The sequence below is a fragment of the Roseateles aquae genome (assembly GCF_032337115.1).
GTDB classification, from domain to species: domain Bacteria; phylum Pseudomonadota; class Gammaproteobacteria; order Burkholderiales; family Burkholderiaceae_C; genus Roseateles_C; species Roseateles_C aquae.
This window is the reverse complement of record NZ_JAVXZY010000005.1, coordinates 318,504-341,769: the sequence shown is the minus strand read 5'-3', so window position 1 is coordinate 341,769 and position 23,266 is coordinate 318,504. Positions and strand designations below refer to the sequence as shown.

The following is a 23,266-nucleotide window of genomic DNA, read 5'->3' as shown; positions in this document are numbered from 1 at the left end:
CCCGTGGGGCGCCTTGCTGGCTGGGCCGCATAGAACTCAGACAGCCGCGGTGATGACGATCTCGACCTTCCACTCCGGCTTGGCCAGCTTGGCCTCAACGGTAGCCCGTGGCGGCGTGTGGCCCGGCGCGACCCAGGCGTCCCAGGCGACGTTCATGCCGGGGAAATCGGCCAGATCAGCGATATAGATCTGGGCGCGCAGGATCTTGGTCTTGTCGCTGCCGGCACGGGCCAGCAAGGCATCGATCTGGGCCAGCACATCGGCCGTCTGGCCGGTGATGTCCAGGCTGGCATCGGCCGGCACCTGGCCGGCCAGGTAGACGACGCCGTTGTGCACGGCCATTTCGGACATCCGTGCGCCGACATCAAAACGTTCGATCATGATTTCTTGCCCTTCTTGCTGCTGTGGTGGTGCGAATGGCCGCGCGCCTGGTAACCCTGGCCATGCGGATGCTTCTTGCTGCTGCCGGCCGGCACCGCGGCGCCGGCCTTCTGGCCCAGCTTGCTTTCGGTGCCGTTGAGCAGCTTCTTGATATTGGCCTCATGGCGCCAGACCAGCAGCAGGCCCATCACACCGACCGTCAGCACGACCGGGCCGGCGCCCCAGATCAGCATCTGGTAGAAGGGCGCGAAGAGGGCCGAGACGATGGCCGCCAGCGAGGAGTAGCGCGAGAAGTAGGCAATGATCAACCAGGTCAGCAGCGTCGCCCCGCCCAGCAGCGGGTTGATCGCCAGCAGCACGCCAGCGGCCGTGGCCACGCCCTTGCCGCCTTCGAACTTGAAGAACACCGGCCACAGATGGCCAAGAAAGGCGGCCAGGCCGACCAGTGCTGCGGTGCCTTCGCCCAGCCCCAGCGAGCCGCCCCAGAGCAGCACCGCGAGCACCGGCAGGTAGCCCTTCAGCGCATCAAAGAGCAGCGTCAGGATGGCGGCCTTCTTGTTGCCGGAGCGCAGCACATTGGTCGCACCCGGATTGCCGGAACCGTAGCTGCGCGGGTCAGACAAGCCCATCAAACGGCTGATGATGACGGCGAACGAGAGCGAGCCGATCAGATAGCCGGCAACCACGGCCAGCAGGGGAAAGAGTGTGTCTTGCATGGGGCGCTATTCTGCACTGGCGCACTGGACGCTTCGCGCGCCCAGGAGGCTAGGCAAAACCTGGGGGTCAAGGCTGAGCAGATAGCCGCGCCGGCCGCCGTTGATCAGGATGCGCGGCAGTGCCAGGATGCCGGCCTCGACGAATACGGGCATCTGCTTGCGCGTGCCAAACGGCGAGGTGCCGCCTACCATATAGCCGCTGTGCCGCTGGGCCACGTCCGGCTTGCAGGGCTCGACCTTCTTGCAGGGAATCTGCCGCGCCAGCTCTTTCAAGCTCACCTGACGATCGCCGTGCATCAGCACAATCAGGGGCTGGGCGCGCTCGTCCTGCATCACCAGCGTCTTGACCACCTCGTGCTCAGGCACGCCGAGCTGACGCGAAGATTCTGCCGTGCCGCCATGCTCGACGTAGTCGTAGACATGCTCGCCAAAGGCGACGCCCTGCTGGCGCAGGAACTGGGTGGCGGGGGTTTCGCTGACGTGGGGGGACTTCTTGGCCATGCGCTGCGGCACCGGGGTGGGACACCCCCCTATTCTCGCCGCTGCCACTGTGCCAACTTGCACGATGCAGGGCGTGGGCGCAACGCCGGGCCTTGCCAAAGCGCGGCAAAACGGCGAGCCTCACCATCGCTAGCCCCAGCCTGAATATTCCCTTCCTGCGCTGCCGATGGATTCCGAGCCGATACAGCTGAACTACCTGGATGACCTGGAAGGTTTCCGCCGCTTCGTCAACTGGCTGCACTGGGCCATCGCCGGCGTGCTGCTGATTTCGGCGCTGGCCATCTATGTGTCTTCGCCCAAGGAGCCGGTCCGTTACCTGCCCTTGGCCGGCGTCCTGCTGAGCCTGCTGGTCAGCGCCGGCCTCACCCGCCACCGACCGAAGCGCGCGGTGATGGTGATCGTCTGCAGCGTCTGGCTGATGAGCAGCCTGGCCATCGTCAAGTTTGCCGGCGTGCACAGTGCCAGCATCATCGTCTACCCCTTCACGATTGCGATGGCCGGCTGGGTGCTCGGCCGGCGCTGGCTGATCGCCCTGACCAGTGCTTCTGGCCTGCTGCTCTTGCTGCTGGCCTGGGCTGAGGCCAGCGGCCGCTTCGCACCCACGCCGCGCGCCACGCCGCTGCTGGTCGGCTGCCAGATCGTCGCCGTGCTGGTCATCATCGCTTTTCTGACCTATGTCGCCAGGCAGGGCCTGATGAACAGCCGCAACCGGGCCTTGCAGCTGTCCAGCCACCTGGCCACCCAAAACGCCGAGCTGGCGCAGCAGGAGCGCGAGTTGCTGGTGCTGATGGAAAACGTGCCCGCCGCCGTGGTGTCATTCGACGCCCATTCGCGGGTGCGCCGTTGCAACCGTGCCTATGCCGCCCTCTTCGGCCTTGAACCCCAACAGGTCCTGGGCCGCGCGATTGAGGAGTTCGTGCCGCTCTCCACGCTGGAGCAGATCGGCTCGAAATGGCAGGCCGCATTGGCCGGCGAGGCGCAGCATTACCGGCGCAGCAACCACAACCCCTTGACCGGCGCGATCAGCTGGATGGACGCCGATGTGATCCCCGAATTCGCCGATGGCCAGGTGGTCGGCCTGTTTGCGCTGGTGGTTGACGTCACCGAACGCGTCCAGGCCGAGCAGCAGATTCGCGCGCTCAATGCCGAGCTGGAACAGCGCGTTGAGCAGCGCAGCGCCGAGCTGGCTGAGGCCATGCAGCGGCTGCAGCAATCACGCGACGAATTGGTGCGCAGCCAGGCCAAGGCCACGCTATCGGCCATGGTGGCCAATGTCTCGCATGAGCTGAACACGCCGATTGGCAACAGTGTGCTGCTCGCGGGCACGTTCCAGCAAATGGCCAGCGAGTTGCAGCGACAGCTGAACGACGGGCAGTTGCGCAAGTCCAGCCTGCTCAAGCTCTGCGAAACCCTGGATCAGGGCAGCCAGATGATGCAGCAGAACCTCGGCCGCGCCGAGGCGCTGATGCGCAGCTTCAAGCAGGTGGCGGTCGATCAGGTCAGCGAGCGGCGGCGCAAGATCGATCTGGCCGACACCATCCATGAGGTGCTGCAGTCGCTCGCACCCAGCCTGAAAAAGGCCAAGCACCGGATCGAGCTCGACATCCCTGCCGGCATCGAGCTGGACAGCCTGCCCGGCCCGCTGGGCCAGGTGCTGATCAATCTGATAAACAACGCCTATCTGCACGGCTTCGAGGGCATCGACGAGGGGCTGCTGCGCATCTGTGCGCACCCCGAGGCCGCCGGCGTGCTGCTGACGGTTGAAGACAACGGCGTGGGCATACCGCCCGAGGCCCTGCCCGAGCTGTTCAAGCCCTTCTACAGCACCAAGCTCGGTGCAGGCGGCAGCGGGCTGGGGCTGAGCATTGTTGAAAACATCGTCGTCAAGATGCTGGGCGGGCACCTGTCCGTCAGCTCCACGCCAGGCCGCGGCACGATCTTCAGCATCACCCTGCCTTCGGTGGCCCCAGATTTCGCCAGCGAGCAGCCCGGAATGCCATGACGTTCGACAGCAATTAATTATTGTTTTACAGTAATTGCGTTGCTGACTCTCCGCCACCCGGCTGCCCCTCACATGCCCGCTCAAGCCAGGCCGCCCCGCGCACTACAGATCCGCTGGTTGGCGCTGCTGGTGCAAGCGCTGAGCCTCACCGGCATGGTGCTCGTGCTGCTGCTGCCCACGCTGCTGTGGTTCAGCGACGACTGGCTGCCCAGCCTGGTCAACAGCCAGTGGCGGCTTGAAGGCAGCGAGATTCACCTGGACCCGCGCTCCCGCGCCTTTGGACTGCTCGGCTGCTCGCCGGCCATGCTGGTGGCCTGCTGGAGCCTGTGGCGGCTGTGGTCGCTGTTTCGCTGCTATGGCCGTGGCGACACCTTCAGCGTCGCGCCGTTGCGGCATCTGCTGGGTCTGGCGCGCGGCATCCTGGCGCTGTCACTGCTGACGCCGCTGGCCAATACCGCCAGCGTGCTGGCGCTGACCTGGTTGAACCCGCCCGGCCACCGCCAACTGATGCTGGGCCTGTCGCTGCAGGACTATCTGGTGCTGCTGATCGGCCTGGTGCTGCTGGCCATCGCCCGGGTGATGCGCGAAGCGGCCCGGCTGGCCGAAGAAAACGCGGAGTTCGTCTGATGCCCATCGTCGTGACGCTGGACCTGATGCTGGCGCGGCGCAAGATGCGCTCGAAGGAGCTGGCCGAGCAGGTGGGCATCACCGAGGCCAATCTCTCGCTGCTGAAGTCCGGCAAGGTCAAGGGCGTGCGCTTCGACACCTTGATGCGCATCTGCCGGGCCTTGCAATGCCAGCCCGGTGAGCTGCTCAGCTACGAAGCCGGCCCTGAGGACGATCTGCCTGATGACGAGTGCAGCACGAGCGCTGCGCCATAAGGACAGTTGCTTGAGCCTTGCCCTGACCTCCCCTTTTGCGTCCAGCACAGCCCCCGGTTGGAGCGAGCGCTCGGCCTGGCGCCGCTGGCCGCTGCTGCTCGGTGTCTTGCTGCTTCATGCCGCGATCTTGCTGAGCTTGCAGGTGGCGCGCCGCGCCCCAGCAGTGCTGCCCGAACAGCCGCGCCTGGCGATCAATCTGCGCTTGTTGATGCCCGATGCCCCTGCACTGCAGGTTCAGCCAGCTCAGCGGCCGACACGGCCCGAGCCGGCCAGTGTCCGCCCGCGCGAAGCACGCGATCCGCAACCGGCCGCGCCCTCGGCGCAGCTTCGCCTGATCACGCCGGCCAGCCCAGCGAACGCCACGGCCTCGCCGGCCCCCAGCACCGAAGCAACGCCAACAGAAAGCGCCGTTGCGCCGCCGGCCGAAAGCGGCCGGTTGATCGACAGCGCCGCAACGCGACGCGCGCTGCGCGACGCCGCTCGCGGCGCACTGAACGAAGAACGGTTCAGCCAGGCGAGTGGCATTCCGCAGGGGCCGGACGCCAGCCAGCGCATGGCACAGCAGGTCCAGCGCAGTGCCAAGGGCGATTGCCTGAAGGGTGAATTCCTCGGCGGCGGCCTGGGCCTGCTCTCGCTGCCCTTCTACCTCGCAGCAGAAGCCGCTGGCAAATGCTCGCGCGGCAGCTCACCGGCGCCGCAGGTTCTGCCCAACACGCCAGAACCCCAGCAACGGGTGGGTGCTCACGCGTCGATGCGCGATCACTGAGCGGCTGGCGCGGCGCGCTGTGCGCCAGTCGCCATCAGGCCGCGCTCACACGGCCTGCGCCCGCTGCAGCTCCAGCTGGCGCAGCACATTGCGCTGCACCTTGCCCGTGGTCGTCATCGGCAGGGCTTCGATGAACTCGATCTCCTTCGGGTACTCATAGGGCGCGAGCCGGCCTTTGACATGCTGCTGCAGCTCCGCCACCAGGGCCGCCGTGCCACTGGCACCCGCCGCCAGCACGACAAAGGCCTTGACCAATGCGCCGCGCTCGGCATCCGGCTTGGGCACTACCGCGGCATTGGCCACTCCAGGGTGCTTGAGCAGGCAATTCTCGATCTCGCTGGGGCCGATCCGATAGCCGGCCACCTTGAAGACATCGTCACTGCGGCCCTGGTACCAGAGATAGCCCTCGGCATCCATCACCGCGGTATCGCCGGTGCGGCACCAGCTGTCGGCAAGATCGCCAGTGAACTTCGCCCGCGTGGCCGCCTCATTGCCCCAGTAGCCAAGGAAGAAGACCGGGTCCGGCTCGCCATGGACATCTCGCCGATGCACGGCCACATCGCCCGGCACGCCCGGGGGGCAGGTCTTGCCTGCCTCGTCGATCACCGCGACACGATGGCCCGGATAGGCCCGCCCCATGCTACCCGGCTTGGCCGGCCAGAGCCGGCTGCAGTTGCCGACCACATAGTTGATCTCCGTCTGGCCGAACATCTCGTTGATGGTCAGGCCCAGCTGTTCTTCGCACCAGTTGAAAACCGCATCGCCGACCGCCTCGCCGGCGCTCATGATGGCCTGCAGGCGCAAACGGTACTGGCCGCGCGGCCGTGGCACCGCATTCATCATCGCCTTCAGCGCCGTCGGGAATAGAAAGCTGTGGGTGATGCCATGCTGCTCCAGCAGCTCGAAGGCTCGCTGCGGCTGAAAGCGCCCCTGGTAAGCCAGGATGGGCCGCCCGAAGTACAGCGTGGGCAGCAGCGCATCCATCAGCCCGCCGGTCCAGGCCCAATCGGCCGGGCTCCAGAAGACCGCGTCGGAGGGCTTGGCGGGGTCAAAGGGGTCAAAGCCAAACCAGTTCTGGCTGGCGACAAAGCCGCTCAGATTGCCGAGCAAGGCGCGTTGCGGAATCAGCGCTCCCTTGGGCGGGCCGGTGGTGCCGCTGGTGTAGATCAGGATCGCCGCGTCATCGGCGCGGCAGGCGATCGGGCAGTAGCGGGCGTCTTCGGCCTGCAGCAGCTGCAGCCAGCCCAGCTCGCCAGGCTCCAGCGCCTCATGGCCAACGACGATCAGCTCACGCAGCGCTGGGCACTGTGCTCGCGCGGCATGGAGGGTGGCGCGGCAGCCAGCGTCGGCAATGGCGAGCACCGCGCCACTGTCCTGCAAGCGGTACTCCAAGGCCTCGGGCCCGAACAGCATGGACAGCGGCATGGCCACCGCGCCCAGCTGGTTGATCGCGATGTGCGCGACCGCCGTTTCAAAGCGCTGAGGCAGCACGATGGCGACGCGGTCGCCACGCTGAACGCCCAGGCGCTGCAACGCATTGGAGAGCCGGTTGGCCGCGCGCTGCAGCTGACCATAGCTGTACTGCGCCCGGCAGCCGCCGTCACTCTCGAAGAGGATGGACGTCGCGTTGGGCGTGTCGCGTGCCCAGCGGCCACAGCAGGCATCGGCAATGCTGAAGTACTCGGGCACTGCCCAGCGGAACTCGCTGTGCAGCCGTTGATGGCCATACATCTGATCGCCTTGCGAACGCTGCGCCATCACCCCCCCCCCGATAGATTCAGCACACAGAGCCGACGATGCTAGCGAGCAGGCCGCACGGGCCGCTCATGGATTCCCCGTAGCTACACTGCGCACCGACAGGACATAAGCGATGGAACAAGTACGAATCTTTCATAACCCGCGCTGCTCGAAATCGCGTGAGGCGCTGGCGCTGCTAGAGGCTCGTGGCGTGGCGGCCGAGGTCATCGAGTACCTGAGCACGCCGCCCAGCCTCGGCGAGTTGCAGGCCTTGCTGGCCCTGCTGAAGCGGCCCGCTCGCGAACTGCTGCGCAGCGGCGAAGACGAATACACGGCGCTGAATCTGGCCGATCCCGGGCTGAGCGATGTCCAATTGCTGAGCGCGATCACCGCCCACCCGCGCCTGCTGCAGCGGCCCATCGTCGTGCGCGGCCAGCGCGCCGTGATCGCCCGCCCCCCGGAACTGCTTCAGTCCTTGTTCGACTGAGCTGCCTTCAGCAGGGCCTCGCCGGCCAGGCGGCAGATTCGCCATTCCGGCATCACCGTGGCGCCCAAGCCCTCGTAGACAGCGATGGCGTCGCGGTTCCAGTCCAGCACGCTCCACTCGAAGCGCCCGCAGCCGCGTTCGACGGCCAGTTGCGCCAACCGGCGCAGCACGGCGCCGCCTATGCCCTTGCCTCGCCAGGCCGGCTGCACATAGAGGTCCTCTAGATACAGCCCGGGCTTGGCCAGAAAGGTCGAGAAATTGCGAAAGAACAGCGCGAACGCGACCACCTGACCCGCAGCTTCGGCCACCATGGCCTCAGCCGCCGGCTGCGCACCGAACAGCTGCGGCGCCAATCGCTGCTCATCGACCTCCAGCAGATGGCTGAGCCGCTCAAAGGCGGCCAGTTCCTTGATCAAGCCAACGATGGCGGCGACATCACGCGGCTCGGCCGCACGCAAGAAGTAGGTTTCCATGAACGAATTCGACCACGCTTTGGCCTCGGCCCCGTGCGTGCCGCGCACAGCACTCCGGCTTGTCTCGCGCCCGACAGTCAGCCGCGCTGCGAGCCGCTAGAGTGGGCGCATGAACAGCACGCCTTATGCGCCGCGCCGCGCCTTCCAAAGCCGCTTCATGAACCTGCGTGGGCTGCGCCACCATGTGCTGGAATGGGGCACGCCCAGCGCTGATCGGCCCACGCTCGTGATGCTGCATGGCTGGATGGATGTGGGTGCCTCTTTCCAATTCGTCGTTGATGCGCTTGGTGATGAGCGCCATGTCATCGCACTGGACTGGCGCGGCTTCGGCCTCAGCGCCAGCAGCGGCAGCGATGCCTATTGGTTCCCCGACTACCTCGGTGACCTGGATGCATTGCTCGACGCCATCAGCCCCGATGGTGCTGTCGACCTGCTCGGTCACAGCATGGGCGGCAATGTGGTGATGAGCTATGCCGGCCTGCGCCCGGCGCGCATTCGCAAGCTGATCAATCTGGAAGGCTTTGGTCTGCCCGAAACCCGCCCCGAGCAGGCGCCGGGCCGGCTGATCGCCTGGCTGGACGAGCTGAAGCAGCCTCAGCTATTGCGGCCCTATGCCAGTCTGGTGGCGGTGGCCGAACGGCTGATCAAGACCAACCCACGGCTGAGCCCGGACAAGGCGGCATGGTTGGCCGGCCATTGGGCCGAGCAGCGTGACGGCGCCTGGCACATCCTTGGCGATCCGGCGCACAAGCGCAGCAATCCGGTGCTCTACCGCAAGGCCGAGATCCTGGCCTGCTGGGCGCACATCGAAGCGCCGCTGCTCTGGGTCGAGGGCCGTGAGACGGATGTCGCGAAATGGTGGGGCAATCGCTACCCGCGCAGCGAGTTCCTGGAGCGCCTGGCCGTCGTGCCCCAGGTCGAGCAGGTCTGCCTGGACGAGGCCGGCCATATGCTGCACCACGACCAGCCCACGGTACTGGCGCAGCATCTGCAGGCCTTCTTGAGCTGATCTCGCAGCCCATGACGCCATGAAAAAAGCCGCCAGGGTGGCCCGGCGGCTTTTGGAGTTGCACGGTCTCGCGACTTACTTGCGCTTCTTCAGGCTGACCGCAATCGCGGCCGCCAAGGCCAAGCCCACCAGCAGCCAGGAATCGGGCTCTGGCAGGCGTCCTGGCTGTGTTTGCGCCAGCGCTTCACCAACCATGCCCAGGCTCAGCGCCAGCCCCAGCAAACGTGACTTCAAACTTGTCTGCATCAGGAACTCCTCGGTGTGAATGTTGAGGTCCCAAGGCTAAGGACGCTTGTGTCGCCCGGCAAGCCCTGAGCCCCCCCGAGGGCATGGGGGTGAAAAAGTGCCGCTCAGGGACTAACGGTGGCCGTCACCGTCAAGCCATTGAAGCCGGTATAAGCGTAAACACCGACGTAGTAGCGGCCGGCGGCCGGGCTGTTCACACTGCAGGTTTCGCTGCTGGCCGAGCCGGTCGATTTGCAGGCATAGCTGCTGCTCGTGGGCAAGGCGCCTGCGGCCACATAGAGATCAGCATCACCATTGTTGCCGGCGAGCGTCGCAGTCAGCTTGGTCTTTCCGGCCGGCACATCGATCTGGTAGTACAGCCAGCCCGCCGTACCCGCCGTCTGATTGGGCAACGGCTGGCCGCTGGTCAATGGGGTGGCGCTCGGCGTCGTGCCGCCGCCCAGCGTGCCCTTGACCGCGTAATAGCCCAGCGACGAGTACTTGGAGAAGCCGTTCTGCGGCGTGCCCTCGGCCCCGCCCTGGATGAGCAGCTTGTAGGCGCCCGCCGGCAAGCTCAGATTGACGAACTCGGCCGAGCGGTTCACCGACAGATTGCTGCGCGCCACCGTCTGCCCCGCTGCATTGACGATGCTGGCATCGACGTCAAGCATGCGCAGGTACTCGATCGGGTCGACGCGCAGGTTCAGCGTCCCGGCATTGGCCAGCGTGAAGGCGAAGGTGTCGCTATCGGTATTGCGCTCGATCTGGCCCCAGTTGTCGGCCGGATTGATCTCGCCATTGGCGCGCAGCACCAGGTTTTTGCCGTTGACGTTGTCGTCGTCGGCGTAGGGAACGGCCTCGTCGACGGTCATGATGCGCAGATCGTCTTCCCTGTTGCTGGCGGTGTTGTACTCGCCCTTGCTCCAGGTGAAGAGCTGGTTGGCCCAGCTGCCGCCCTGCCAGTAGTTGCCCATGATGGGGCCCCATTGATAGGCAGGGATACCTTCGAAGTACTCGCCGCCGCTGCCGCCGCCGTCGTGCAGCATGCCCATCTGGTGGCCGACCTCATGGGCAGCCGTCATGCCGATGCCATAGCCATAGTCAAAGCCGCTGGCCGGATTGCGGTAAAGCGTACCCGCCGAGGTCGTGCCAAAGGAGTGGATGGGCGCGAAGGAGCGACCGTCCTGGTTGATGAAGTTGATCACGCCGGTGCGCAGCGGATTGGCCGCGCGCGCGGCGTCATAGACCGCCTTGTTGGTCGTGACATTGAGCTTCAGCATCGAGTACTGGTCGGCAACCGACTGCCAGGCACGGTACATCTGCTCCTTGGTGACGCCATTGATCGGCGTGCTGCCGCTCATGACCGCCGCGGTGTTCAGGTAGAACACCCAGGCACTGCCTGGCTTGCTCTCCAGCTTGGTGACGTCCTGGTTGGCATAGGGCCCGATATGCGGTGCCTGGCGCAAAGCCATGCTGCTGTAGACCGGGTGTGCCACGGCGAGTTGCTCGACCGTTGCGTTGCTGCGATTGCTGCGCTGAAAGTCCTCGTCGAAGTCCGGATAGACCTTGGTGATCGGCACCTCGGTCACGCTGACGATACCGGCCTCATTGGTACGGTACTCGAAGGCCTTCTTCTTGGCGTGCAGCACCAGATAGCCGCGCAGATTGCGCCGTGTGCCCTTCAGGAAGAAGACCGAGTCGCTGCTCTCCAGCGCCTGGCCGGAGATGGAGACCTGGCCGCTCTGGTCATAAAAGTCCTTGATCTCCACTGCCAGCGATTCGCCGCCCAAGGCCTTGTTGAAGCGCGCCAAGGCATTGCGATGCTGCGCGGCCAGGCTCTGCACCAGGCTGTCGGCCGTACCGAGCTCGATGCTGTTGGCTGGCGCCGTGGGTGTGGGCTGGGTCGACCGCTGGGCGCTGGCACCGACGCTCAGCAAGGCGGCAAAGGCAATACAGGTCAGTTTCATCATGATGGGATCCTGGTGCTTGGCTGGGGAGGGAATGCGGTCTGTACTGCCCCGCAGGAAGGTGCCATTGCGCCGGTGTAGGCACGCTGGCGAAAGCGGTGTGTGGATTCGGGAAGGGCCCTGTGCTGAGCGATGTTCAGCAATGCCGGCCAGTGCAGTGCAAGGACAGGGCCGGCTGCCGCGGTCGGCGATGAACCGTCTGGCTTGGCTGTCGAAGGCGAGCCCAGCCGCGGCGGGCGGCTCGACTGAGGGGCAGAACTGGGTTGAAGGCGGACATGACGCTTCCTCGTTGCACGGGGTGGTTACTGCCGAACTGCCAGACTGCATGGCCACAAAAGTTCAAATTCCTTCGAACCTTCTGTGCCTAGATCGATATTTTCATCCTTTTAGTGCGATATACGCCCACAAGCAAATACCAATCGGAAAAACGAAGCAAATCTGTTAAGGGTCGGCTCATGGTGGACGCGGCCTACACTGCGGACGATGGACTACGCCGCATTGATCAAGGAAGTTGGACGCGGGGCGCGGGGCGCACGCAATCTCGATCGCGCCGACGCTGCCGCTCTGTTTGGCGCGATGCTTGACGGTCAGGTGCCTGAGCTGGAGCTCGGCGCCCTGCTGCTGGCCTTGCGCATCAAGGGCGAATCAGCGGACGAGTTGCTCGGCTTCAGTGAAGCGATGAATGCACGTTGTCAGCGCCTGCACGTGCCCGGCGAGCGACGGCTGGTCCTGCTGCCCAGCTTCAATGGCGCTCGAAAACTTGCCAATCTGATGCCGCTGATTGCCCTGCGCTTGGCCGACGAGGGCATCCCGGTGCTGATTCATGGCCGGCATGATTTCAGCGCGCGGGAGAACCCATTCGAACTGCTGGAAGCCCTGGGGCTGCGCTGTGCCGCATCGCTTGAAGAAGCACAAGAGCAGTTGCAGCAACGCCGGCTTGCCGTGCTGCCGAGCGTTCTGCTGCTGCCCGGCCTGGACAGGCTGATGGCACTGCGAGTGAGGCTGGGTGTTCGCAACAGCGCGCACAGCCTGGCCAAGCTGCTCGATCCGGCGCCGGGCCACAGCACCCGGGTCGTTGCCGTGACCCACCCGGAATACATCACCAGCATGTCCGCACTGCTGCCCGCGCTGTGCCAAAACACCGGGGGCACGGCGCTGCTGATGAAAGGCTGCGAAGGCGAAGCCCATGCGCATCTGCGTCGCAAGGCCTGGCTGATGCAGATCGACGCTGGCGGCAGCTGCCGGCTGCATGAGGACCTGGAAGATGACTGCCAGGCACTGCTCGAGCAGTCCGATATCGCCGGCAATGCACAGCTGATCGACAGCCTGCTGCACGGGCGGCTGCCTATGCCCCGGCGCATCGCCGAACAGCTCGAAGCGCTAACGCAGCTGAGCCAGTACTGAGCCGTTCGGCGGCCTACCGCCCCCCGCCCCGAGACGATCCGTAAGTCGTCTGAATCGGACGCCCGCTCCCCACGAGCGCCAGCCTTGGGGCCGGCCGGCGCTTGCCCCCAGCCTTGCATGGAGAGGCAGCGACGCAGCGTTTAGGAGTGCCAGAGCGCACAAAACGACGGGCATTCGCACATATGTGCGACTAGCAAGCCTCATCATCCACCATGCGCCCCAATCGAAAGGTTTTGATGCGCCTTTGTCGGAATAGCAACACATTTTCTTACAAGAATCGGTTCCACCCCTCTTGTGAAATATGTCATGCATATGTCAAATATATTTTGCTGGCAGATGCGATATAAGTGGTACGCAGCGCTGCCGGCGCGTGTGCCTGCCCACAAGGCAGGCCCTCGTCGCCCGGCCGTTTGACCGGGTGCCCTCTCCTCCATCAGGAAACCGGACCCATCATGCATACCCCAAAACTAGCGGGGCTTGGCCTCGCCATGTCTTTTTGCCTGAGCCTCGCCCATGCCAGCCCGACGGCCAGCGGGCCCATGCCGCAAAGCAAGGACGCCTCGCTGCTCCACGTCGATCACCAAAAAGACAAGGCGCAAAAGCAAGACGCCAAGGACCGCCCGCCCGTCTCCGCCGAGCGTTCGCAACCCAAATCCGCCAGCAGCGTCCGCGCCAAGCTCAGCGCCCGCCAGCAGCTGGCTGCGGCCGCCTGCGACACGACGGTCTTCACCACACGTTCCGGCAGCGCTCTGGCCGAAGCGGTGAGAACCAGCACCGTCGAATGCGTGAACGCCCTCTTCAGCCTGCGCGGCACCGACGCCCAGCGTGCCTTCAATGAAACGCAGATGCGCAGCGTCGCCGATGGCCTGCGCAGCTACGCGGGGAGCTACAACGGCACCAACAGCAGCGGTGTCTTGCAGCTGATCCTGTTCCTACGCGCTGGCTACTATGTGCAGTTCAATGACGCCGGCTCCGTCGGCAGCTATGGAACGGCGCTGAAGACCTCGATCCGCGCCGCGCTGGATGCGCTCTACGCCAACGCCAACATCTTCCAGGTCTCTGACGCCAACGGCGATGTGCTGAGCGAGGCGGTTACGCTGATCGACTCCTCGACCGAGAACGCGCGCTACGCCTGGGTCGTCAAGCGCTTGCTGGATTCCTACAGCAGCAGTTGGAACAGCTCCTACAACATGAAGGCGGCCGTCAACAGCACCTTCACCGTGCTCTGGCGCGGCCACCAGAACGCCGACTTCCAGGCGCTGGTGAAATCGGATGTGACGCTGCAGTACGCGGTCAACGACTTCACCAACCGCAACTGGGGTCTGATCGGCACGCCGGAGAGCTATCTGGTCAGCAATGCGGCCCGTGAGCTCTCGCGCTTCCTGCAGTATCCGACCCTGCTGAGCACGACCCGGCCACAGATCCAGGCGCTGATGAGCCGCGGCGGCCTGAACACGCCCAGCCAGGCCATCTGGATCGGTTTGGCGGACATGACCGACTACTACGACCCAGGCCAGTGCAGCACCTACAGCAGCTGCAACTGGAAACCGCGCGCGGAAGCGGCCGTGCTACCGCTGAAGCAGGTGTGCAGCCCATCGCTGACGCTGCGCGCCCAGGCCATGAGCGCGGCAGAGCTCAACGCCACCTGTAGCTCGGTGATCAACGAGGAGTCCTACTTCCACAACAAGCTGGGCACCAATCGCACGCCGGTCGCCGGCGACAACAACAGCAGCCTGGAGCTGGTCATCTTCGACAGCAGCTACGACTACCAGGACTACGCGGGCCCGCTGTTCGGCATCGACACCAACAACGGTGGCATGTACATCGAGGGCGACCCGACCCAAGCTGGCAATGTGCCGCGCTTCTACGCCTATGAGGCCGAGTGGGTGAAGCCGACGTTCGAGGTCTGGAACCTGAACCATGAGTACACCCACTACCTCGATGGCCGCTTTGACATGTATGGCGACTTCAGCGCAGGCATCTCGACGCCGCAGATCTGGTGGATCGAGGGCCTGGCGGAGCATGTTTCCTACTGCTACCGCAATGTCACGTATACCGACGCGCTGAACGAGGCCAAAACGAAGCGCTACGCACTCAGCACGCTATTCGACACCACCTACGACAACGCCGACCAGACACGCATCTACAACTGGGGCTTCCTGGCGGTGAGCTTCATGATGGATAAGCACCCCACCGACCTGCAGACCTTGCTGGGCTACTACCGCAAGGGTGACTGGACCGGCGCGCGCAACTTGGAGAAGTCCACCATCGGCAGCCGCTACGACAGCGAGTTCAACTCTTGGTTGACTACGGTGCCGACGTCCAACGTCAACTGCAACGCAAAGGTCCCCCCGTCCGGTGGCAGCTCGGCGCAGGCGCCCAGCGCGGCATTCAAGACCAGCATTGCGGGTCTGACGGTCAATTTCAGCGACGCCTCGACCGATCCGAACGGCAACTCCACCATTACCAGCCGCCTGTGGAGCTTCGGCGACGGCACCACGTCGACGGCGACCAACCCGTCCAAGACCTACGCCAAGGCTGGTAGCTACAGCGTCACGCTGAAGGTGACGGACAACACCAATCTAAGCAACACCAGCGCTCCACAAACCGTAACCGTTTCTGGCACGCCGCCGGTCAATCAGGCGCCAACGTCCAACTTCAGCTACAGCCCGTCCGGCCTGACGGTCAACTTCACCGACCGGTCCACCGACGCCGACGGCACCATCGCCAGCCGGCTGTGGACCTTCGGCGACGGCACGACGTCGACCGCCACGAATCCGGTCAAGACCTACTCGAGCGCCGGCAATTACAGCGTGACGCTGAAGGTGACCGACAACGGCGGGCTGAGCACGACGAGCGCCGCGCAAACGGTGAGCGTCGCCAGCGTGCCGCCCTCCACCTGCCCGAGCCGGTCCGACAGCATGGCCAACGGCTGCGTGCGCAGCGGTCTGGCCGGCGCAGCGGGCGATCTGCTGTACTACTTCATCTATGTAGACAAGCCCAATGTGCAGCTGACCATCAGCACCAGCGGCGGTTCCGGCAATGCCGATCTGTACGTCAACACCCAGGGCTGGGCCACGCCAACGGCGCACAACTACCGCTCCACCAACAGCGGCAATGCTGAATCTGTCGTCGTGCCGGTCTACACCCCGGGCTACGTCTACCTGACGGTTTCGGGCAAGACGGCCTTCAACGGGCTGAGCCTGAGCACTCGCTATTGAGGTCAAGGGCCGCGGCCCATTCGCCGCCTACGCCTGACCCAGCACGGCGCCATCTGCAAAAGCGGATGGCGCCGTTTTTACTGTTGCCCCACACAGCCGGATCGCCTGCCGCCGGCGCTAAATTCCAGATTCGATATAAGCAATCTACGAATCAGTCGTTTATATATATACGGACCGCTTCTATAGTCCAGCGCCTAGGCTGTCATTGGGGCGGTCAACAGGAGCCACATTGGACGGACTAGCCATTGCCAGCGGATTCGGGGTCGGTGCCATCGTCGGGATCACCGGCGTGGGCGGCGGCTCGTTGATGACGCCGCTGCTGCTTTCCGTCTTCAAACTGAACCCAGCGGTCGCCATCGGTACCGATCTGTGGTTTGCTGGGCTCTCCAAAATGTCTGGTTCTGTTGCCCATGCGCGGCACGGCCATGTCCGCTGGGACGTCGTCCGGCGTCTGCTGGCCGGCAGCATTCCGGCCTCGATCGCCACCGTCGCGCTGATGCATCTGACCGGCATCACCAAGGGCTGGGCCAGCGCACTGAGCTTCTCGCTGGGCATTGCGCTGTTGCTGACGGCCCTGGTTGTGGCCTTCCGGCCCTTCTGGCAGCGCGTCGGCCTGCGTCTGGAACGCTTCATGCCCGAATCGCGCAAGCCGGCGCTGACGGTGATCGCCGGGCTGATTCTGGGTGTGCTGGTCTCCCTGTCTTCCATCGGCGCCGGCGCCATCGGCGCGACGCTGATCCTGCTGATCTACCCACGGCTGGAAGCCCGCTACATCGTCGGCAGCGACATCGCCCATGCGGTGCCGCTGACGCTGGTGGCCGGCATCGGCCACGCCACGCTGGGCCACGTCGACTGGAGCCTGCTGGTCTCGCTGCTGATCGGCTCCATTCCCGGCATCTGGCTGGGCGCCCAACTGACTCGCCGCCTGCCCGACGGCGCCATCCGTGCCCTGCTGTGTGCCTCCTTGTTGATGGCCGGCTGGAAAGTGATCCACTAAAAAGTAGAAAACCATGTACGCCTACACCGACTTCGACCGCCAGTTCGTGCGTGCCCGTGCCGCACAGTTCCGCGACCAGCTGGAGCGCAATCTCGCCGGCACGCTGGGCGACGACGAATTCCGCCCGCTGCGCCTGCAGAACGGTTGGTATGTGCAGCGCCATGCCCCGATGCTGCGCGTGGCCGTGCCCTATGGCGTGCTGTCCTCGCGCCAGCTGCGTCAGCTGGCCCGCATCGCCCGCGAGTTCGACCGCGGCTATGGCCACTTCACCACCCGCCAGAACCTGCAATACAACTGGATCCCGCTGCCCAAGGCCGCCGACGTGATGGACCTGCTGGCCGATGTCGACATGCACGGCATCCAGACCAGCGGCAACTGCATCCGCAATATCACCAGCGACGCACTGGCCGGCGTGGCGCCGGACGAAATCATCGATCCGCGCCCCTACGCCGAGGTGCTGCGCCAATGGAGCACGCTGCACCCGGAATTCGCCTTCCTGCCGCGCAAGTTCAAGATCGCCATCTCCGGCGCCGCCGAGGATCGCGCCGCCATCGCCTGGCATGACATCGGCCTGCAGCTGAAGAAGAACGCCGCCGGCGAGATCGGCTTCGAGGTGCTGGTGGGCGGTGGCATGGGCCGCACGCCCATCATCGGCACGGTGATCACCGACTTCCTGCCCTGGCAGCAGATCCTCGTCTACATCGAGGCCATCGTGCGCGTCTACAACCGCTATGGCCGCCGCGATAACGCCTACAAGGCGCGCATCAAGATCCTGGTCAAGGCCGAGGGCCAGCAGTTCATCGATGCCGTCAACGAAGAATTCGCCAAGATCCTGAAGGACGACCCGGCCGGCCACGAGCACCTGATTCCGCAGGCCGAGCTGGACCGCGTGGCGGCCAGCTTCGTCGTGCCCGCAGGCGTCAGTGCCACCGAAGGCCGCGACATCTTTGCGGAAGTCGAGGCCGGCCCCTACAAGCGCTGGCTGGAACGCAATGTGCACGGCCACCGCCTGGCCGGCTACCGCGCCGTCACGCTGTCGCTGAAGCATGTCGGCATCGCCCCCGGCGACGCCACCGACAAGCAGATGGATGCCGCCGCCGCCATCGCCGATCAGTTCAGCCACGGCGAGCTGCGCGTCAGCCACGACCAGAACCTGGTGCTGCCTTGGGTGCGCGAAAGCGAACTGCCGGCCGTCTTCGAAGCGGCCCGCGCCAACGGCTTTGCCACGCCCAATATCGGTCTGCTGACCGACATGATTGCCTGCCCCGGCGGTGACTTCTGCGCGCTGGCCAATGCCCGCTCGATCCCGGTCGCCGAGGACATCACCCAACGCTTCCAGGACCTGGACGAACTCTGGGACATCGGCGACATCGACCTGCACATCAGCGGCTGCATCAACAGCTGCGGCCACCACCACAGCGGCCATATCGGCATCCTTGGCGTCGACAAGGACGGCACCGAGTGGTACCAGATCACGCTGGGTGGCTCGGACGGTTCGACGCTGTCCGGCAGGGCCGTGCCGGGCAAGGTCATCGGCCCGTCGTTTGCCGCCGATGAGGTGGCCGACGTCATCGAGGCCGTGGTGCAGACCTACCGCGACAACCGCCTGCCCACCGAGCGCTTCGTCGACGCCGTGCGCCGCCTGGGCCTAGACCCATTCAAGGCCGCCGCCAACGCCGTGCGTTCGTCCACCGCCCAGGCCTGAAGGATTGCCCCATGAAATTCATCGACACCCATCACGACCAATGGCATCGCGTGGCCGGCGAAGACGGCCCGGTTTCACATCCGGTGGCCGCCGACCACACCCTGCTGACGCTGGAGCAATGGCATGCGGTGCGCGACACCTGGCCGGCCGGCCTGGCCGTCGGCGTGCAACTGCCCAATGACTTCGATGTCGAAGACCTGGCAGACGATCTGCCGCGGCTGTCACTGATTGCGTTGAACTTCCCCAAGTGGGTCGATGGTCGCGCTTACAGCCAGGCCCGCCTGCTGCGTGTGCGCCTGCGTTTTGCCGGCGAGATCCGCGCCGTTGGCGAAGTGCTGGTCGACATGCTGCCGCTGCTCTCGCGCACCGGCTTCGACGCGGCCCAGCTGCGCCCCGACCAGCAGCTCGATGCGGCCGAACGTGCCTTGGCCTTCTTCCCCGCCCACTACCAGGGCGATGTGATCGACCCCAAGCCGGTGTTCGCCAAGGAGAGCGCATGAGCGGCAAAGTCAGCAGCATCAGCAGTCTGAGCCCCCTGCCTGGCGCCAGCGCAGCGGGTTCGGCCATCACGCTGTACGCCCGCAAGACAGATGGCTTTGAGCAGCGCCTGGCCAAAACGGTCGAGCAGCTGCAGCAAGCGGTGGGCGAGCATGGCGCCTCTCTGGTGCAATCGACCAGCCTGGGCGCCGAGGACATGGTCATCACCGATCTGATCGCGCGCCTGCAGCTGCCCATCAGCATCGCCACGCTGGACACCGGCCGCCTGCACGCCGAAACGCTGGCACTGATCCCGGCCATCGAACAGCGCTATGGGCTGAAGGTCGATGTATTCAGCCCGGTGCACGATGCCGTGGTTCATTTCGTCAAGGCGCGCGGCGAGAACGCGATGTACGAGAGCCTGGCGCTGCGCAAGGAATGCTGTGGCATCCGCAAGTTGGAGCCGCTGGCCCGCATGCTGGCTGGCCGCACCGGCTGGATCACCGGCCTGCGCCGCGAGCAGTCCAGCAATCGCGCCGAAGTGCCCTTCAGCGAGCTGGATGCCCAGGGCCGCAGCAAGCTCAATGTGCTGGCCGAGTGGAGCTGGGCCGATGTCTGGCACTACATCGCCGAGCATCAGCTGCCTTTCAACGCGCTGCACGACCAGTTCATGCCCAGCATCGGCTGCGCCCCTTGCACGCGGGCCATTGCCGTTGGTGAAGACTTCCGCGCGGGGCGCTGGTGGTGGGAAAACGATGCCGCCAAGGAATGCGGCTTGCACAAGTCGCATTCGTCGGCCGTGGCCGACGGCTCGCCCGGCGAGCCCGCCGGCGGCGACGTTTCGGCGCAGGCTAACTTCGGCAGCGCCGAAGTTAAGGTCGAGGAAGCGACCGGCCACAGCCAAGACGAGAATGCGAAGGAATGCGGGCTGCACAAGGCCCGTTCCAATGAAGAATTGAAGCCTACTGGAGCCACGGCATGAATGCGCCTGTGAACCTTGACAAACTGGTCCCGACGGTGGACCACCGCCATCTTGATCACCTCGAAGAAGAAGCCATCTTCATCCTGCGTGAAGTGGCCGCCGCCTTCGAACGCCCTGCCCTGCTGTTCTCCAGCGGCAAGGATTCCTGCGTGGTGCTGCGCCTGGCCGAGAAGGCTTTCAAGCAACGCGTGGCCGGCAACGAATTCAAGGGCCGCCTGCCCTTCCCGCTGCTGCATGTGGACACCGGGCACAACTTCCCCGAGGTGATCCAGTTCCGCGACCAGCGCGTGGCCGAGATGGGTGAGCGCCTGATCGTGGCCCATATGGACGACTCGATCAAGGCCGGCACCGTGCGCCTGGCCCACCCGCTGGAATCGCGCAACGGCCACCAGACGGTGACGCTGCTCGAAGCCATCGAGGCGAATCGCTTCGACGTGCTGATCGGCGGCGCCCGCCGCGACGAGGAGAAGGCGCGCGCCAAGGAGCGCATCTTCAGTCACCGCGACAGCTTCGGCCAATGGCAACCCAAGGAGCAGCGCCCCGAGCTGTGGAATCTGTTCAATACACGGATCCGCCCGGGCGAACATTTCCGTGCCTTCCCGATCAGCAACTGGACCGAGCTGGATGTCTGGCTGTATCTGGCGCGCGAGAACATCCCGCTGCCCAGCCTCTACTACGCTCACCAGCGCCCCATCATCCGTCGCAAGGGCCTGCTGGTGCCGCTGACCGAGGTCACGCCGCCCGAGGGCGATGAGCAGGTCGAGACCGCCACCGTGCGTTTCCGCACCGTCGGCGACATGACCTGCACCTGCCCGGTGGAAAGCGATGCCGCCAGCGCCAGCGACATCGTTGCCGAAACGCTGACGGTGACCGTCAGCGAACGCGGCGCGACCCGGATGGATGACCGCACGTCGGACGCCTCGATGGAGCGGCGCAAGAAAGAAGGCTACTTTTAAGCCCACCCCCTACGCGCTTCGCGCGCCCCCTCAAGGGGGCGAGCGCGATGGACCGGCGAAGCCGGATCCATGCGCTCCACTGGACTAAGACAAGGACTGAGCAGCTATGAGCGCCCAACCTAACACCGATACCGTTCATCAGCAGGATGTGGACACCCAGCACCGCGCGCTGCGCTTTCTGACCGCGGGCAGCGTGGACGATGGCAAGAGCACGCTGATCGGGCGCTTGCTGTTTGACAGCCGCGCCATCCTCGCCGACCAGCTGGACACGCTGGAGAAGCGCGCCGCCGGCCAGCCCATCGATCTGTCGCTGCTGACCGACGGCCTGGAGGCCGAGCGCGAGCAAGGCATCACCATCGATGTGGCCTACCGCTACTTCGCCACCAAGACGCGCAAGTTCATCATTGCCGACGCCCCCGGCCACGAGCAGTACACCCGCAATATGGTCACCGCCGCCGCCGGCAGCGATGCCGCCGTCGTGCTGGTCGACATCACCAAGCTCGATCTGGACGAAGCCGAGGTGACGCTGCTGCCGCAGACGCGCCGCCACAGCCTCCTGGCTCATCTGCTGCGCCTGCCCAGCATCGTGTTCGCAATCAACAAGATTGACGCGCTGGCCGACCCGGCCCAGGGCTATGCCAAGGTCAGCACCGCGCTGCGCAAGTTTGCCGAGGCGGCCGGCATCGCCGTCACCGCCATCGTGCCGGTCTCGGCGCTGCGCGGCGACAACGTCACCCAGCCACTCGATGCGGCCTGGTACGACGGACCCTCGCTGCTGCAGGTGCTGGAAGGCCTGCCGACGGTGCAGGAACGCGTTGAGGGTCAGCTCTTGATCCCCGTGCAGTACGTCGCCCGCGAAGGCGAAGGCACCGGCAACCAGCCGCGCACGCTGTGGGGCCGCATCGCTCACGGCCAGGTCAAGGCCGGCGACACCGTGCAGATCCTGCCCAGCGGCGAGACCGCGGTGGTGGCCGAGGTGCGCCGCGCTGGCGAGACCGTGGCGCACGGCGTGGCCGGTGAATCGGCCGGCGTCATCCTCGATCGGCAGCTGGACGTCAGCCGCGGCGACTGGATCGTCACGCCCGGCAGTGCCACGCCGACGCAAAGCTTCGAGGCGACGCTGGCCTGGCTGGACACCGAGCCGGCCGTGCCCGGCCGCAAGTACTGGGTGCGCCACGGCAACCGCTGGGTACAGGCCCGCATCAGCGCGATCGAGCACCGGCTCGACATCCACACGCTGGCCGAGACCGAGGCGCACGAACTGGCGGTCAACGAGATCGGCCATGTGCGCATCGAGGTGCAGGCCGCCCTGCCGGTCGAGCCCTATGCGGCCAACCGCGTCGGCGGCGCGCTGATCGTCGTCGACCCAACGAGCAACCGCACCAGCGGCGCGCTGCTGGTGCGCTGAATCATGAACCACCCCCTACCGGCTTCGCCGGCCCCCTCAAGGGGGCGCGCCCGCAGGCCCGGCAAAGCCGGATCCTCGGGCGCCGCGCGGCCTGATGTGGTGGCAGCAAACGGACTTGGCACCGAAACCCAGCGAGCAGCATCATGAAACTAGGCAAGGTCATCTTCGTCAGCGCCGGCCCCGGAGCCGCCGATCTGATCACGTTGCGCGGCGCGCGTGCGCTGCAGCAGGCCGATGTCGTGCTGTACGACGCGCTCACCGATCCCGCGCTGCGCGAATTCGCGCCCCAAGCCATCTGGCTGGACGTGGGCAAGCGCGGTTTCTGCGATTCGACGGCACAGACCGCCATCAATGCCGCGCTGGTGCGCCAGGCACGCGAACACCGCCTGGTGGTGCGCCTGAAGGGCGGCGATGCCAGCGTGTTTGGCCGGCTGGAGGAAGAGCTGTTGGCGCTGGCCGAAGCCGGCATCGACAGCGAGGTGGTGCCCGGCGTGACCGCCGCGATTGCCGCCGCCGCCCAGACACAGCGCCCGCTGACCCGACGCGGCCATGGCCGCAGCGTCAGCCTGACCACGGCCATGACCCGCGACGGCGAGTTGCAGGCGCACAAGAGTGCCGACACCGAGGTCTTCTACATGGCCGGCCGCCAACTCGGCGCACTGGCCCGCAAGCTGGCCGAGGCCGGCTGGGCGGCGGACACGCCGGTGCTGGTGGTCTCACGAGCCGGCTGCGCCGACGCGCTGTCCAGCGAGCACCAGGTGTCAGGTCTTGCCGCCGCGGCCATGCTGCACCGCGGCCGCCCCACCGTGGTGACGGTGGGCGCCGGGGCCGCGCCACTGCGCGCTGTGCGCAAGTCGGCGCTTGCCGCCGAGCAAAAGCCCTTGATTGACAGCCATCAACCCCGTGTGAAGACGCTGACCGATTAAAATCCGCCCTTTGCCGTCAAAGCGCCCATCTCATGGGACGGTGAC

The 23,266-nt window shown here is 65.6% G+C and carries 21 protein-coding genes and 1 pseudogene; 15 read left to right on the top strand and 7 right to left on the bottom strand.

Annotated elements, in window-relative coordinates:
- Positions 1-36: 36 nt before the first annotated feature.
- The 3 genes from RQP53_RS14475 to RQP53_RS14465 are packed head-to-tail and all read right to left on the bottom strand — an operon-like array spanning position 37 to position 1,598.
- Entirely contained in the window at positions 37-381 is a 345-nt protein-coding gene (locus tag RQP53_RS14475; RefSeq protein ID WP_315651072.1) for a RidA family protein, read from the bottom strand.
- Positions 378-1,097, bottom strand: coding sequence for a glycerol-3-phosphate 1-O-acyltransferase PlsY (plsY, locus tag RQP53_RS14470; protein WP_315651070.1), 720 nt, complete (start codon positions 1,095-1,097; stop codon positions 378-380). Before plsY ends, RQP53_RS14475 begins: the two co-directional genes overlap by 4 nt.
- A 6-nt stretch (positions 1,098-1,103) precedes the next feature.
- On the bottom strand, positions 1,104-1,598 hold the full coding sequence (locus RQP53_RS14465) for an aminoacyl-tRNA deacylase (protein ID WP_315651069.1): 495 nt from the start codon (positions 1,596-1,598) through the stop codon (positions 1,104-1,106).
- A gap of 166 nt (positions 1,599-1,764) precedes the next feature.
- On the opposite strand from RQP53_RS14465, the gene RQP53_RS14460 reads away from it, so the two are divergent.
- The 4 genes from RQP53_RS14460 to RQP53_RS14445 all read left to right on the top strand — a co-directional run bounded on the left by RQP53_RS14460 (position 1,765) and on the right by RQP53_RS14445 (position 5,247).
- Positions 1,765-3,600, top strand: a complete 1,836-nt coding sequence (locus RQP53_RS14460) for an ATP-binding protein (RefSeq protein WP_315651068.1) — start codon at positions 1,765-1,767, stop codon at positions 3,598-3,600.
- Positions 3,601-3,672: 72 nt separating this feature from the next.
- Positions 3,673-4,227: a DUF2975 domain-containing protein gene (locus tag RQP53_RS14455; protein ID WP_315651066.1), complete on the top strand. Its 555-nt coding sequence runs from the start codon at positions 3,673-3,675 to the stop codon at positions 4,225-4,227.
- A complete protein-coding gene (locus tag RQP53_RS14450) occupies positions 4,227-4,481 on the top strand; it encodes a helix-turn-helix domain-containing protein (protein ID WP_315651064.1) in 255 nt (84 codons plus the stop codon). The genes RQP53_RS14455 and RQP53_RS14450 overlap by 1 nt, the downstream gene beginning before the upstream one ends.
- Positions 4,482-4,491: 10 nt before the next feature.
- Positions 4,492-5,247 (top strand): hypothetical protein, encoded by a 756-nt coding sequence (locus tag RQP53_RS14445; RefSeq protein ID WP_315651062.1) that lies wholly within the window; start codon positions 4,492-4,494, stop codon positions 5,245-5,247.
- 45 nt (positions 5,248-5,292) lie between these two features.
- Here RQP53_RS14445 and RQP53_RS14440 read toward each other — a convergent pair whose 3' ends face one another.
- Entirely contained in the window at positions 5,293-6,978 is a 1,686-nt protein-coding gene (locus RQP53_RS14440) for an acetate--CoA ligase (RefSeq protein ID WP_315651060.1), read from the bottom strand.
- A gap of 139 nt (positions 6,979-7,117) precedes the next feature.
- Here RQP53_RS14440 and arsC point away from each other — a divergent pair, with 139 nt between their 5' ends.
- On the top strand, positions 7,118-7,471 hold the full coding sequence (gene arsC / locus RQP53_RS14435) for an arsenate reductase (glutaredoxin) (protein ID WP_315651059.1): 354 nt from the start codon (positions 7,118-7,120) through the stop codon (positions 7,469-7,471).
- Here arsC and RQP53_RS14430 read toward each other — a convergent pair.
- Positions 7,453-7,944: a GNAT family N-acetyltransferase gene (locus tag RQP53_RS14430; RefSeq protein ID WP_315651058.1), complete on the bottom strand. Its 492-nt coding sequence runs from the start codon at positions 7,942-7,944 to the stop codon at positions 7,453-7,455. The two genes, arsC and RQP53_RS14430, sit on opposite strands and share 19 nt — an antisense overlap.
- A 109-nt stretch (positions 7,945-8,053) precedes the next feature.
- On the opposite strand from RQP53_RS14430, the gene RQP53_RS14425 reads away from it, so the two are divergent.
- On the top strand, positions 8,054-8,953 hold the full coding sequence (locus RQP53_RS14425; protein WP_315651057.1) for an alpha/beta fold hydrolase: 900 nt from the start codon (positions 8,054-8,056) through the stop codon (positions 8,951-8,953).
- 75 nt (positions 8,954-9,028) lie between these two features.
- Here the strand turns inward: RQP53_RS14425 and RQP53_RS14420 are convergent, their stop codons facing one another.
- Complete coding sequence (locus RQP53_RS14420; RefSeq protein WP_315651055.1) at positions 9,029-9,199, bottom strand: PEP-CTERM sorting domain-containing protein; 171 nt, start codon at positions 9,197-9,199, stop codon at positions 9,029-9,031.
- 104 nt (positions 9,200-9,303) lie between these two features.
- Positions 9,304-11,148, bottom strand: a complete 1,845-nt coding sequence (locus RQP53_RS14415) for a pre-peptidase C-terminal domain-containing protein (protein WP_315651054.1) — start codon at positions 11,146-11,148, stop codon at positions 9,304-9,306.
- 480 nt (positions 11,149-11,628) lie between these two features.
- Here RQP53_RS14415 and ybiB point away from each other — a divergent pair, with 480 nt between their 5' ends.
- From ybiB to cobA, 9 genes and pseudogenes are all read left to right on the top strand, one after another.
- Positions 11,629-12,549: a DNA-binding protein YbiB gene (gene ybiB, locus RQP53_RS14410; RefSeq protein ID WP_315651053.1), complete on the top strand. Its 921-nt coding sequence runs from the start codon at positions 11,629-11,631 to the stop codon at positions 12,547-12,549.
- A 488-nt stretch (positions 12,550-13,037) separates the two neighbouring features.
- Positions 13,038-15,770: a collagenase gene (locus tag RQP53_RS14405; protein ID WP_315651052.1), complete on the top strand. Its 2,733-nt coding sequence runs from the start codon at positions 13,038-13,040 to the stop codon at positions 15,768-15,770.
- Positions 15,771-15,999: 229 nt separating this feature from the next.
- Entirely contained in the window at positions 16,000-16,767 is a 768-nt protein-coding gene (locus RQP53_RS14400) for a sulfite exporter TauE/SafE family protein (RefSeq protein ID WP_315651051.1), read from the top strand.
- Between the two features lie 13 nt (positions 16,768-16,780).
- Positions 16,781-18,472 (top strand): nitrite/sulfite reductase, encoded by a 1,692-nt coding sequence (locus RQP53_RS14395; RefSeq protein WP_315651050.1) that lies wholly within the window; start codon positions 16,781-16,783, stop codon positions 18,470-18,472.
- An 11-nt stretch (positions 18,473-18,483) separates the two neighbouring features.
- Entirely contained in the window at positions 18,484-18,972 is a 489-nt protein-coding gene (locus RQP53_RS14390) for a DUF934 domain-containing protein (protein ID WP_315651049.1), read from the top strand.
- Positions 18,969-19,730: pseudogene (locus RQP53_RS14385) on the top strand (phosphoadenylyl-sulfate reductase); the annotation flags it as partial. The gene RQP53_RS14390 and the pseudogene RQP53_RS14385, both read left to right, overlap by 4 nt.
- A 197-nt stretch (positions 19,731-19,927) precedes the next feature.
- A complete protein-coding gene (gene cysD / locus RQP53_RS14380) occupies positions 19,928-20,887 on the top strand; it encodes a sulfate adenylyltransferase subunit CysD (protein WP_315651048.1) in 960 nt (319 codons plus the stop codon).
- A 106-nt stretch (positions 20,888-20,993) separates the two neighbouring features.
- Positions 20,994-22,295: a sulfate adenylyltransferase subunit 1 gene (locus tag RQP53_RS14375; RefSeq protein WP_315651047.1), complete on the top strand. Its 1,302-nt coding sequence runs from the start codon at positions 20,994-20,996 to the stop codon at positions 22,293-22,295.
- A 143-nt stretch (positions 22,296-22,438) separates the two neighbouring features.
- Positions 22,439-23,221: a uroporphyrinogen-III C-methyltransferase gene (gene cobA, locus RQP53_RS14370; RefSeq protein ID WP_315651046.1), complete on the top strand. Its 783-nt coding sequence runs from the start codon at positions 22,439-22,441 to the stop codon at positions 23,219-23,221.
- Positions 23,222-23,266 lie beyond the last annotated feature (45 nt).